The 13,063-nt window shown below is 60.5% G+C and carries 10 protein-coding genes; 8 read left to right on the top strand and 2 right to left on the bottom strand.

Features of this window, described 5'->3' with window-relative positions; all coding sequences use genetic code 11:
* Window position 1: 1 nt before the first annotated feature.
* Window positions 2–643, top strand: coding sequence for a TetR/AcrR family transcriptional regulator (locus tag M3P88_RS03435; protein ID WP_249614643.1), 642 nt, complete (start codon window positions 2–4; stop codon window positions 641–643).
* Window positions 644–655: 12 nt separating this feature from the next.
* Window positions 656–1,432, top strand: coding sequence for a tetratricopeptide repeat protein (locus tag M3P88_RS03430; protein WP_249614642.1), 777 nt, complete (start codon window positions 656–658; stop codon window positions 1,430–1,432).
* A gap of 4 nt (window positions 1,433–1,436) precedes the next feature.
* Here the strand turns inward: M3P88_RS03430 and M3P88_RS03425 are convergent, their stop codons facing one another.
* On the bottom strand, window positions 1,437–2,894 hold the full coding sequence (locus M3P88_RS03425; RefSeq protein ID WP_249614641.1) for a wax ester/triacylglycerol synthase family O-acyltransferase: 1,458 nt from the start codon (window positions 2,892–2,894) through the stop codon (window positions 1,437–1,439).
* Window positions 2,895–2,938: 44 nt separating this feature from the next.
* Window positions 2,939–3,223 (bottom strand): polyhydroxyalkanoic acid system family protein, encoded by a 285-nt coding sequence (locus M3P88_RS03420; protein ID WP_249614640.1) that lies wholly within the window; start codon window positions 3,221–3,223, stop codon window positions 2,939–2,941.
* Window positions 3,224–3,309: 86 nt separating this feature from the next.
* On the opposite strand from M3P88_RS03420, the gene M3P88_RS03415 reads away from it, so the two are divergent.
* The 6 genes from M3P88_RS03415 (at window position 3,310) to M3P88_RS03390 (ending at window position 13,053) form a co-directional block, all read left to right on the top strand.
* Entirely contained in the window at window positions 3,310–4,038 is a 729-nt protein-coding gene (locus M3P88_RS03415; RefSeq protein ID WP_249614639.1) for a DUF8198 family protein, read from the top strand.
* 69 nt (window positions 4,039–4,107) lie between these two features.
* Entirely contained in the window at window positions 4,108–8,049 is a 3,942-nt protein-coding gene (gene hrpA / locus M3P88_RS03410; RefSeq protein ID WP_249614638.1) for an ATP-dependent RNA helicase HrpA, read from the top strand.
* Window positions 8,050–8,109: 60 nt separating this feature from the next.
* Window positions 8,110–9,258, top strand: a complete 1,149-nt coding sequence (locus M3P88_RS03405; protein ID WP_249614637.1) for an HD-GYP domain-containing protein — start codon at window positions 8,110–8,112, stop codon at window positions 9,256–9,258.
* Between the two features lie 177 nt (window positions 9,259–9,435).
* Complete coding sequence (locus M3P88_RS03400; protein WP_249614636.1) at window positions 9,436–11,202, top strand: PHA/PHB synthase family protein; 1,767 nt, start codon at window positions 9,436–9,438, stop codon at window positions 11,200–11,202.
* Window positions 11,203–11,271: 69 nt separating this feature from the next.
* Entirely contained in the window at window positions 11,272–12,453 is a 1,182-nt protein-coding gene (locus M3P88_RS03395) for an acetyl-CoA C-acetyltransferase (RefSeq protein WP_249614635.1), read from the top strand.
* 90 nt (window positions 12,454–12,543) lie between these two features.
* The gene (locus M3P88_RS03390) at window positions 12,544–13,053 is read left to right on the top strand and encodes a GNAT family N-acetyltransferase (RefSeq protein ID WP_349629035.1); all 510 of its coding nucleotides are present in this window, start codon (window positions 12,544–12,546) and stop codon (window positions 13,051–13,053) included.
* Window positions 13,054–13,063 lie beyond the last annotated feature (10 nt).

Genomic DNA, 13,063 nt, shown 5'->3' with positions numbered 1-13,063 from the left:
AATGGAGAAAAAACCCAGCCGCCAGACGCGCGAGCGCATTCTCGCGACGGCTTTGCGCCTGTTCAATACGCTGGGCGAGCCTGCCGTTACACCGGCCGCGATTGCTGTCGAAATGGAAATCAGCCCGGGCAACCTTTATTACCATTTCCACAGCAAGACCGACATCGTCAACGCCCTGTTCGCCCGCTACGAAGAGGACATCGGCCGTTTGCTGCTGGCCGTCGATGACCATGCACAGGAACCGGAAGACATCTGGCTGTTTCTGCATCTGTTATTCGAGACCATCTGCCAGTACCGCTTTTTTTATCACGACATCAACAATCTGTTGCTATCCAACCGTCTGGTCGAAACCCACTTCACCCGCATTTTACGGCGCAAGGAAGAAGCCGCTGCCACCTTATGCCACAACCTCGCCCGCGCAGGCGTACTGCAGGCCGGCGACGGTGAAATCCAGGCGCTGGCCGTCAATATGGCGCTGGTTTGCACCTTCTGGATTTCCTATGAACATGCACGCAGCCCGCGAACCGAGCCGGATATCGGCCGCGGGGCCTATCAGGTCATGCAGCTGGCCGCGCCTTATCTGCAAGGCGAGGCGCGCACCTTGCTTGAGCGCATTTCACACCATTATCTTGCCCGACAATAAAAGGAGACAGCAATGCCCAACTGGAATGCCTTTCCCTATGCGGAACCCGCCTACACTTACACGCTGGCCAGCCTGAAAAAGCACTGGCCGCGCCTGCATCAGGGCGACTGCGAGCCCTGGCCGGAAGACAAGGCGGCACAGGAAGCCTGGCGCGCCTATCATGCCGGCGACTTTGCCCGCGCTTACGACACAGGCCTCAAGGCAGGCCCCTCGGGCATCAATGCCGCCAACAAGGCCGCCATGATCTACTTCACTTATCTGGACGAGGACGAAGAGCGCAAGCTTGAAGGCTTCCAGGACATTGCCAAGCGCTGCGAAACCCTGCAGGCACAAGCGCCGGACAATGCCAATGCCTGGTATATCCACGCTTATGCGCTGGGGCGCTATAGCCAAGGCATTTCGATTGCCCGTGCCCTCGCGCAAGGCTTGGGCGGCAAGGTTAAGGCCAGCCTGGAACGCACGCTCACACTGGCGCCGGAACACGCCGATGCCATGATCGCGCTGGGCACCTGGCACACCGAGATTGTCGTCAAAGTCGGCACCATGATGGCCGGCATCACTTATGGCGCCAAAAAAGACGAAGCCGTGCGGCTATTTGAGCAGGCACTGGCGCTCAACCCCGAGTCGGCCATTGCCCGTACCGAGTTCGCCAATGCGCTGGCCGCCCTGTATGGCAAGAGCCGGCTGAAAGACGCGGAAAAATTGTATGAAGAAGCGGCCGCCTGCCAGGCGGCCGATGCGATGGAGCGGCTGGACATCGAAGCCGCCCGCGCCGAGTTGGAAGAGTAAAAAATCAGCCGGCCCTGAGTGCAGCTTCCACCGCCTCGGGGTCGGTGAGCCGCTCTGGCGGCTCCATCAGCACCAAAAGCAGAAGCTGGCTGAATTCGTCGTTAAAACGGTTGGCGATATGCTCCGGGTCGGGTATCAGCCCCTTGTCGGTAATCAGACCAATCTGCACATTGCCGTCGTACGACAAAATGGACACGCCCACGCCGATATTGCCCGACTGCGGCACCCAGAACATGGGCTGAGCCAGCCGTGCGCCGCCCAGATACAGACTCTTTTGCGGCCCCGGCACATTGGTCATCACCGCGCTGGCCTTATTCGCCAGCAAATCGAGGATCTGCTGCTGCACCAGCTTAGGCGCCATGCCCACCACGCCCAGAATGCCCAGTGCCAGCACCGCCTGATAAGAGCCTTTCAGCGCCTCCATGCGCTCGCGCACCGTATACAGGCGGGTCAGCGGGTTAGCGATGCCGACCGGCAACTCCAGCGCCACCAGACCAAAGCGGTTGCCCAGCGTGCCCCGGTCTCCCTCGCCGCGCAGATTGACCGGTACCATCACCCTCACCTCCAGCCCTTCGACCGGATCGCCCTTGGCCAGCAGATAAGCACGAATCGCGCCGGCGGCGGCCGAGAGCAGCATATCGTTGACCGAACAGGACAGCACCCGCCCGACCGCCTTCACTTCGGGCAAAGGCAAAGGCTCGGACCAGGCCACACGCTTGACCGGGCCGGGCTTGCCCTTGAGCCGGGTCGGCGAATCATTGCCCATCAAGGCCAGCTTGGCCGCTTCGGCGGCAACATCATAGCCAATGCCGATATAGTCCATCGCCTTGCGCGGATTGCTGACCAGCTCCATATATTTGAGCCATAGATTGCTCGACACTTTCATCGAGGTCAGCATCGCGGTACTGACCGGTGCCCAGATCATATCGAGGAAATGGCGCCCCCCCTCCACCTTGTGCTTTGCCGGCAATGCGTGTGGCTTAGCACCGCCGCCGGGCACGCCGCTTGCGTCGTCCATCATCGACAGCAGCACATCGACCAGCGCAATGCCGTCACCGATGGCATGGTGGATGCGCACAATCAGCGCCTGCCCGCCCAGCGAGGTATCCACCAGATGCCATTCCCACAGCGGGCGGTGCGGATTCAATGGCGTGGCACACAGATCGGCGGCAAAAGCCTGCAGCGCCTCTTTTCCGCCGTCGCCGGGCAAAATGGCCCGTTTCAGGTGATGGTCCAGATCGAAATCGGGGTCATCGCGCCAGAAATAACTGCCGTTTTCCAGCGTCGCGATCTGGCGGAAACGGTCATAACGCAACATGCGCTCGCTGATGCTCTGGCGCAGACTGGCCTGATCCAGCTCACCGTCAAAAACCATGACCCCGACAATCTGCATCAGATTATGCGGGCTATCCATGCGCAACCACGCGGTATCGACATGGGAAATAGGGCAACACATTGCCATTAGCAGGCTCCGGCGAAATTCAAGCAATAGCAACTGGCAGACACTCAGTGCTCGCTAAAGTGTTGATCAAAATAATCGTGGATGGCGCCTTCCAAAGAAGACTTAAACGGAATAAGCAGCCAGCCCAGCCGCACACGGACTGTCACCTGCCCTTCGTCCAGCGACAAGGAACCATTCACGCCGCTACGCACAAAGTGCAGGACCACTTCGTCCACCCACTCGTATGCCAGCGCATGCTCATCGGCCAGCGCCTGCGCAATCGCTTCGGCCGCCTGCTTGGCGTCTGCCCGGCTTAAACCGTGACGACGAATAACCAGAATTTCGCTCATTGGGGCAGTATAATGCGGCGAACGGGCAATGGCAAAAGCATAAATTTAAGCCTGGAAATTTCCAAATCACGATAGCGGGCAGGGTTATGAGCGAGCACTCACTGGACACTCATCACGAAGACGACAAGGCTTTTTGGGTCGCACAACTGCAAGGCAAGCTGATGCTGGCTCGCAGCTTGCGCGAGGCCGCGCAAAGCCGCGCGCCACACGCGCAAGCCCGTCTGGCATTACGCGCCTGGCAGTCCGAACGACTGGCTCGGACCTATGCCGATTTACTGGACAGCGAGCGCTATGCGCCGGCGGCCAGCTTTTTCTTGCAGGAGCTTTACGGCACCCATGATGCGACGGAGCGCGACAATGAAGTCGAACGCATTATGCCGACGCTGGAAAAGCTGCTGCCGGCCTCGGGCCTGCGTGTACTGGCGTATGCGCTGGAAATGGATGCCCTGTCCGAAACGCTGGATAACGCCATGCTGGCACAACTGGGCCATGACACGGCACTGAATGCGGCGCGCTATGCCCGCGCCTACCGCGACTGCAACAATCCGGCCGAACGCGCGCGCCAGATCTGGCTGATGAGCGAAATCGGCCACACGCTGGACCACCTCACCCAAAAGCCGCTATTGGGTCTTAGCCTGCAGATGATGGCCGGCCCGGCCAAACTTGCCGGCCTTGCCGACCTGCACCGCTTTTTAAGCCGCGGCTACCAGAGTTTTCGCCATATGCAAGGCGCCACCGATTTTCTCGCCACCATTGCCGCACGCGAAACGGCGCTGATGGAGACGCTATTTTCCGGCGGCAGCGACGGCTTGTAAGCGATAGGGCAAAGCGCCGGCCTGCGCTGCTATAATCGCCGCCTTAGTCCATCCCTACCGATAGAGCGCATGCCTGCCTTAGCCCTTGTTGCCGAACTGAAAAAATCCCTTGCCGACTGTCTGATCCGCGATCGCCACGGCCTGCGCCGCAAGCTTGCCGACGCCGAACAGCGCCTGAAAAAGGGCCAGGACGCAAAACGGCTACTGGATGACAGCAGCGCCGCTATCGCGCGCTCGCAGGCCAAGGTGGCCAGCCGCCGCGAACATCTGCCCACGCCGCGCTTTGACGACGCACTGCCGGTTAACCTTAGGCGCGATGAAATCCGCAGCGCCATCGCCGAGCACCAGGTCATTATCCTGTGCGGCGAAACCGGCTCGGGCAAGACCACCCAGCTGCCCAAGATCTGTATCGAACTGGGGCGCGGCGTCCACGGCCTGATCGGCCATACCCAGCCGCGCCGCCTGGCGGCGCGCTCGGTTGCCAGCCGCATCGCCGACGAGCTGGGCACGCCCTTGGGCGAGCATGTCGGCTTTAAGGTGCGCTTCAACGACAAGCTGTCCGAGCGTAGCGTCATCAAGCTGATGACCGACGGCATTTTGCTGGCCGAGACCCAGACCGACCGTTATCTGGAAGCCTACGACACAATCATCATCGATGAAGCGCATGAACGCAGCCTGAACATCGACTTCCTGCTGGGTTACCTTAAGCAGATGCTGCCGCGCCGGCCCGACCTCAAAGTGATCGTCACCTCGGCCACCATCGATGCCGACCGCTTCTCGCGCCATTTCGACGGCGCACCGGTCATCGAAGTCTCCGGCCGCACCTATCCGGTCGAAGTGCGCTACCGCCCGCTCAAGGAGCGCGACGAAGACGAGCGCGAAGTCGAGATGGAAGACGCCATCGCCTCGGCCGTCGATGAAATTTCGCGCCAGGGGCCGGGCGATATTCTGGTCTTCCTGCCGGGCGAACGCGAAATTCGCGATACGGCGGAAAAGCTGCGTAAAGCCGGCATTCGCGGCTATGAAATCCTGCCGCTGTTTGCCCGCTTGTCGAATGAAGACCAGCAAAAAATCTTCCGCCCCTCGGGCGGGCGGCGCGTGGTGCTGGCCACCAACGTGGCCGAAACCTCGCTCACCGTGCCCGGCATCCGCTATGTGATTGACACCGGCCTCGCCCGCCTCAAGCGCTATAGCCCGCGCGCCAAGGTCGAGCAATTGCTGGTGGAAAAAATCTCGCAAGCCGCCGCGCGCCAGCGCGCCGGGCGTTGCGGCCGGGTCGAAGCCGGTATCTGCGTGCGCCTGTACTCGGAAGACGACTTTAATGCACGCGCCGAATTTACCGATCCGGAAATCGTGCGCTCCAACCTCGCCGCCGTCATCCTGCGTATGGCGTCTTTGCGTCTGGGCAAGGTCGATGCCTTCCCCTTTATCGAAGCGCCATCCAAAGGGCTGATCGCCGACGGCTATCAGGTGCTGCAGGAGTTGGGTGCCGTCAACGACAAGAGCGAGCTGACGCCGGTCGGTCAGGAGCTCGCGCGCATTCCGGTCGACCCCAAGATAGGCCGCATGCTCCTGGCCGGGCGCGACTACGGCTGCGTACGCGAAGTGCTGATTATCGCCGCCGCCCTGTCTATCCAGGATCCGCGCGAGCGCCCGTTCGATGCGCGCGAAGCGGCCGAGCGCGCGCAGGCGCGCTTTGCCGACGACAAATCGGACTTTTTGTCCTTCCTCTATCTGTGGGATTTCTTCCAGGACGCGCTCAAACACAAAAAATCCAACCGCCAGCTGCTGGATGTGTGCCACAGCCACTTTCTGTCCCATCTCAGGATGCGCGAGTGGCGCGAGCTGCATGCCCAGCTGGCCGAAATCGCCAGCGATATGCGCTTGATTACGCGCGAGGCGGCGCACAGCCACGCGACCGTGCCTGATGCCCAGCTCTCCGACAAGAAGAAAAAACAGCAAGATGCCATCGCGTTTGAACAATTGCACAAAGCCCTGCTCACCGGCCTGATCGGCAATATCGGCCAGAAGGCGCTGGAAGGCGACGACTACACCGGCACGCGCGGCGTGCATTTCCATGTCTTCCCCGGCTCGGGACTGAAAAAGACCAAACCCAAATGGGTGGTCGCGGCCGAGATTGTCGAAACCAGCCGCCTGTATGCGCGCTGCGTCGGCAAGATAGAGCCCGAATGGATAGAGGGTCTGGCGCAGCACCTGGTGAAATATCATTATTTCGAGCCGCACTGGGACAAGGCGCGCGGCGAAGTCGTTGCCAGCGAACGCGTCACCCTGTACGGCCTGACCCTGGTTGCCAAACGCCCGGTCAGCTATGGCCGCATTGCGCCGGAAGAAGCACGCGAGCTGTTTATCAAGGGCGCGCTGGTAGCGATGGAGTACAGCAGCAACGCTCCCTTCTTCCAGCGCAATGCCCAGCTGATCCGTGACGTAGAGCAACTGGAGCACAAGGCGCGGCGTCAGGACGTGCTGGTGGACGAGGACGCACTCTACGACTTTTACGCCGAAAAGATTCCGCCAACGGTCACCGATGCCGCCAGTTTCGAAGCCTGGCGCAAGCAGGCCGAACAGGCCGAGCCCAAGATACTCTATCTCACGCGGGAAGAACTGATGCGCCATGCGGCGCAACACGTAACCGTCAACCAGTTCCCCGAATGGCTGGAGCATGCGGACGGACGCATGCGCTTAAGATACCGTTTCGAACCCAACCATGTACTGGATGGCGTCACCGTCGATGTGCCGCTGGCCAGCCTCAACCGGCTGGAGGGTGCGCCGTTTGAATGGCTGGTGCCGGGCATGTTGCGCGACAAGCTCACCGCCCTGATCAAGAACCTGCCCAAGCAGGTACGGCGCAACTGCGTGCCGGTGCCGGATTTCGTCACCCGCTTTTTGTCGTCGGCACCGGACGAGACCCAGGCCATCGCGCCGCAATTGGCGCGCTTTATCCTGCGCGAAACCGGCGGCGTCAAAGTCGAGCCGCTTGATTTCGATGCCCATCCGCTACCGGCCCATCTTCTGTTCAATTTCCGCATCATCGATGACGGCAAACAGGAAATCGGCATGGGCCGCGATCTCGCAGCGCTGCAAAAGCAGTTTGGTCAGGCGGCGCAACTCACCTTCCGCGACACCAGCGCCGAGTTCGAACGCGACGATGTCTCCACCTGGGACTTCGGTGATCTGCCAGAGTGCATCCAGTTTGCCCGCGCCCGCCAGCAGCTCACCGGCTACCCGGCCCTCACGCTGGAGGCCGAAGGCAAGGTGGCCATCCGCCTGTACGATACCGAGCTTGCCGCCCGCCGCGCCCATCGCAAGGGGGTAGTCCGCCTGCTGCAACTGCAGCTGAAAGAGCAGATGAAGCAGCTGGGCAAGGGCCCGTCCGGTTTTACCCAAGTGGCACTGCAGCTGCGCGGCGTCGCCAACGCCGACGATCTGCTGCAAGATGCGATTGCGTGCATTTGCGACCGGGCTTTTATCGGCGACGACGAGGCGCCGCGCAGCGAAAAAGCATTCAACGAGCAAAAGGCACGCGCGCGCACCCGCTTGCCGGCCGTCACCCAGGCGGTCATGTCCTATCTTAACCAGATCGCCGGCGAATACCTGCCGCTCACGGCCCGTCTGGCCAAGCACAAGCTGGGCAACGAGCTTAAGGGTCAGCTTGATGCACTGGTTTACAAGGGTTTCCTGCTGGCTACGCCCTGGAGCCAGCTGTCGCAGATTCCGCGCTATATGAAGGCGATGGGGCTGCGCATGGACAAGCAGGTCAGCAATCCGCAGCGCGATGGCCAGCGTGGTGCCGAAGTGCGCCAGCTGCTGCAGCTATGGCAAAGCCGTGTCGCCGAAGACAGCGACAAGGGCGAAGCTTCGGAAGCGCTGCTGCTGTTCCGCTGGAAAATTGAAGAGCTGCGCGTCGGCCTGTTTGCGCAGGAACTGAAAACCCCGTATCCGGTTTCGCTGAAACGCCTGATGAAAGACTGGGCCAGCTTGCCGGCGAACTAAGCCCTTTAACCGCAAACAAGGCAGGCCGGTCATGACCGTGCCCGCCTTAGGAAGTGCAAGATGGAACAGGCAAGTAGCACTAAGCTGCTGGAGTCGGCTGTCAAGGTAGGTGAAGCCCTGCCCTTCAATATGTATGCGCAAAACGGCATGCTCTTGCTTGGCCGCGGCCACTATGTCCTGACCGATGCGCAGCGTGCGCGCCTGTTGCTGCATGCGGCGGCACAAACCGGAACGGCGGCAGCGCCTGCGCCGCCTCCGGCCCAGGCACGACCCGAGGCGCGCGAAATCAACCCGTTCGAAGAGCTGCTGCATGCGGCCAAACGGCTGGATTACCTGCAGCAACAGGCGCTGCAGATACCGGATTTTACTGCCCGCGTGCGCAAGCTGGCAGCCGAACTGGCCGATCTTGCCGCCTTCATGCCGGACGCCATGATTGCTGCCTTGCTGCTGGCTCCGGTCATCCGCTACAGCGCCACGCACAGTGTGCATGTCGCCATTTTGCTGGCCCTGCTCTCGCGTCGTCTGGCGCTGCCAGAGGCGGAAGCCAATACCTTGCTATGCGCCGCGCTGACCATGAATATCGCCATCGCGCCGTTGATGGACAGCCTGCATAGCCAGGAAGCCCGTTTACGCCCGGAACAGCGTGAACAAATCGCCATCCATCCGGTATTGGGTTCGGCCATTTTGCGCGCCGCCGGCGTGACCGATGAGCATTGGCATACGCTGGTGCAAAGCCATCACGAGCAATGGGATGGCAGTGGCTATCCGCTCGGCCTGGTTCGCCCCGATATTCCAGCCCAGGCCCACCTGATCCATCTGGCCGATCTGACCGCAGCCAAACTCACACCGCGCAGCTACCGTCAGGCGCTCTTGTCGCAGCAGGCCCTGGCGCAAATTTTCCGTGACCGCGAAATTCTGCTGGATCCCCAATACACCGCCTTGCTGGTCAAGGAGATGGGCATCTATCCGCCGGGCAGCTTTGTCCGCTTGGTCAATGGCGAAATCGCCGTCGTTGTCGCCCGCCGTGACAAGGCCAACGAGCCTTATGTCGCCGCCTTGCGTAAAGAAGATCAGGCTCCTTATGCCGCCCCGCTGCTGCGCGAGACCCGTCTGGCGCAATTTGCCGTCAGCACCAGCGTCAGTGCATCTTGTGCCGGCGTCCGTACCGCTTATCTCGCCACTTTATGGCGCTGCCGCCGCGAAGAGTGAAGCGGGTTTGACGCAGGCGATGCCGCCCATAACAGTGTGCAAGTGCACAAAACCAACACTCGGGGTCAGCAATACCCCTTGCACGCGTACGGATGTGACTTTGTCATAGCTAGTTGTTACCCTGTAAGCAGCAATGGCTGTTCCTTGCCATGTAAAGCAACAAGAACAGGAGAACAAATGACACAAGAGAACCCGGCTGCACTGGACCAGTTTTTTAACGGACTGACCGAAGCCAACCAGAAGTGGATGCAGCAGTTTGTCAATGCCGTGTCCGGCACCCAGGCGCAAGGCATGGACATGTCCCAGCTGACCCAGAACTGGCAGCAAATGATGACCGGTGCCAACCAGTTCATCGAAATGCAGACCAATCTGTACCAGCAACAGCTGAATATGTGGATGCAGTTTCTGGGGCAAGGCGCCGCTAGCGCCGAAGCGGGCAAAAGCAGCGACCGCCGCTTTGCCTCCCCAGAGTGGAACGACCATCCCTTTTACGGCTTTATCAAGCAAAGCTATTTGCTGACCTCCAAATGGATGACCGAACTGGTCGACAAGTCGCAGATGGCGGAAGATGAAAAAGAAAAGCTGGCTTTCGCGACCCGCCAGTATATCGATGCCATGGCACCGACCAACTTCATGCTGACCAACCCCGAGGTGATCAAGCGCGCCATCGAGACCAAGGGCGAGAGTCTGGTCGAGGGCATGAAGAACATGATGTCCGATATCGAAAAAGGCCATATTTCGATGTCGGACGAGAGCAAGTTCGAAATCGGCGTCAATATTGCCACCACGCCGGGCAAGGTCGTGTTTCGCAACGACTTGATCGAACTGATCCAGTACACACCGACCACGGCCAAGGTGCATGAAAAGCCGCTGCTGATCGTGCCGCCTTGCGTCAACAAGTACTATCTGATGGATTTGCAGCCGGAAAACTCCATGGTGCGCCACTTTGTCGCCCAGGGTTACCGCGTCTTCCTGGTGTCCTGGCGCTCGGCCAATGTGGAGATGAAGCACTTCACCTGGGATGACTATCTGGAAAAAGGCATCTTTGCCGCGACCGACACGGTACGTGAAATCAGCAAGCAGGACAGCATCAATGCGCTGGGCTTCTGTATCGGCGGCGTACTGCTGACCACGGCACTGGCGGTGATGAAAGCCAAGGGCATCAAGACCATAGACAACGCCATTTTCATGACCAGCCTGATCGACCACGCCGAGCCGGGCGAAGTCAAAGTCATGATCGACGAAAAACTGGTCGCCAAGCGCGAAGCCCGCGCAGCACAAGGCGGCATCATCAGCGGCAAGGAAATCGGCCGTACCTTTGCCTCCTTGCGCGCCAACGATCTGATCTGGAACTATGTAGTCAATAACTACATGCTGGGCAAGACCCCGCCACCGTTCGACCTTTTGTACTGGAACAACGACTCGGTCGATCTGCCGCTGCCTATGCACACCTTCTTCCTGCGCGAGTTCTACCTCAATAACGCGCTGACCCGTCCGGGCTCCATCACCCTCCTGGGCGAAAAAGTCGACGTCGGCCAGATCGATATTCCGGTCTACATCTTTGCCGCGCGCGAAGACCATATCGTACCGTGGCAATCCGCCTATGCCGGCCTGCCCTACCTCAGGGGCGTGGCGGAAAAACGCTTCGTACTGGGCGCCTCCGGCCATATCGCCGGTGCCATCAACCCGGTCACCAAAGACAAGCGCAACTACTGGGTGAACGATAATCTGGCACAAGACGCACAAGCCTGGTTCGATTCGGCCCAAAGCCTGCCGGGCAGCTGGTGGAAAGATCTGGATGCCTGGCTCACACCCAAATCCGGTGAAGACATTGCCACACCCAAGACGCTGGGCAGCAAGGCTCACCCGGCTCAGGAAGACGCACCGGGCAGCTATGTAAAGGCCAAGAGCCTGAAGCCGCTGGATGCCCAGTTGCAGCACTAAGCATCAAACCCTGCGCCTCACCCGGGCGCAGGGCGTAAGCCCCACCCGACGAAAATAATGGAGAATCCTATGCAAGAAGTCGTGATCGTTGCTGCAAAACGTACTGCCATCGGCAATTTTGCCGGTTCGCTGTCCAAGGTATCCGCCCCGGAGCTTGGTGCAACCGTGATCAAGGCGCTGCTGGAAGAAACCGGCGTGGCCGCCGAACAGGTGTCCGAAGTCATTCTGGGCCAGGTGCTCACAGCCGGCGCAGGCCAGAACCCGGCACGCCAGGCACTGATCAAGGCCGGCCTGCCGGTCACCACCCCGGCCACCACCTTGAACGTCGTCTGCGGCTCCGGTCTGCGCGCCACCCATCTGGCAGCTCAGGCCATTGCCAATGGCGATGCCGAAATCGTCATCGCCGGCGGTCAGGAGAATATGAGCCAGAGCCCGCACATCCTGCCGGGTTCGCGTGATGGTTTCCGCATGGGCAACACCCAACTGGTGGACACTATGGTGTTCGACGGTCTGACCGACGCCTACAACCACTACCATATGGGCATCACCGCCGAAAATATCGCCGAACGCTATAGCATCAGCCGCGAAGAGCAGGACCAGCTGGCACTGTCCTCGCAAAACCGTGCCGAAGCCGCACAAGCTGCCGGCAAGTTTGACGCCGAAATCGTACCGGTTCTGATTCCGCAGAAAAAAGGCGACCCGGTCGCTTTCGCCCGTGACGAATTCGTCAAGGCCGGCTCCACCGCCGACAGCATCGCCAAGCCGCGCGCCGCCTTTAAAAAGGATGGCACCGTCACCGCCGCCAATGCCTCGGGCCTGAACGATGGCGCCGCTGCGGTCATGATGATGTCGGCCGCCAAGGCCAAAGAGCTGGGGCTGACCCCGCTGGCAACCGTACGCAGCTATGCGCTGACCGGCTGTGCACCGGAAGTGATGGGCCTGGGCCCGGTTGCCGCCACCCGCAAGGCGCTGGCCAAGGCTGGCTGGGCGATTGAAGAGCTGGACCTGATCGAAGCCAACGAGGCCTTCGCCGCACAGGCGCTGGGCGTGGCACGCGAACTGGAGTGGGATCTGGCCCGTGTTAACGTCAATGGCGGTGCCATCGCACTGGGCCACCCGATTGGCGCATCCGGCGCCCGCGTACTGGTCACCTTGCTGCATGAAATGCAGCGCAGCGATGCGAAAAAAGGTCTGGCCACGCTGTGCATAGGCGGCGGCATGGGCGTGGCACTGGCCGTCGAGCGCGTGTAAGCCTCATCACCCCTGACCCGGAGCCTGCCGGGCAGGGGCACTAAGCCGGCAGTTTTTACCGGCTTAGTGCCCCTGCATTTCGCACAGAAAATGCACCACATGCACGACATCCTCCTGCGCCGCGCCCGAGTCGAAGATGCGGTCCAATTAAGTGCTCTCCATACGCCTGCATCAAGCTATGAAGCAATGTTGCAGCTACCTTTCCCTTCGCCGGCGCTATGGCAGCAACGCATCACCACCTGCCCTGACAATCAACACCAACTGGTCGCCGAGCGAGCAGGCGAGATCCTCGGCCTGATCAGCCTGACGCAAGAAACAAGGCCTCGGCGCAGTCACACAGCCAGCATAGGCATCATCATCAAAGACAGCGCCCGCGGCCAGGGCATAGGCTCAGCCTTGCTGCGCGCAGCGATAGATTTGGCAGAAAACTGGCTGCGCGTACGGCGCATCGAGCTTACTGTCTACACCGACAATGAGCATGCTCAAGCGCTGTATGCTAAACATGGTTTTGAGATCGAAGGCCGGTTCAAAAACTATGCTTTCCGCCATGGCCACTATGTAGACGTTTACAGCATGGCACGAGTGGTCTCGCCCGAGTGATAGAAAGGAC

Origin of the sequence: Craterilacuibacter sp. RT1T (genome assembly GCF_023502145.1) — a bacterium.
Classification (GTDB): domain Bacteria; phylum Pseudomonadota; class Gammaproteobacteria; order Burkholderiales; family Chromobacteriaceae; genus Craterilacuibacter.
Note: the sequence above shows the minus strand (reverse complement) of the source record. Positions and strands in the feature narration are given on the sequence as shown.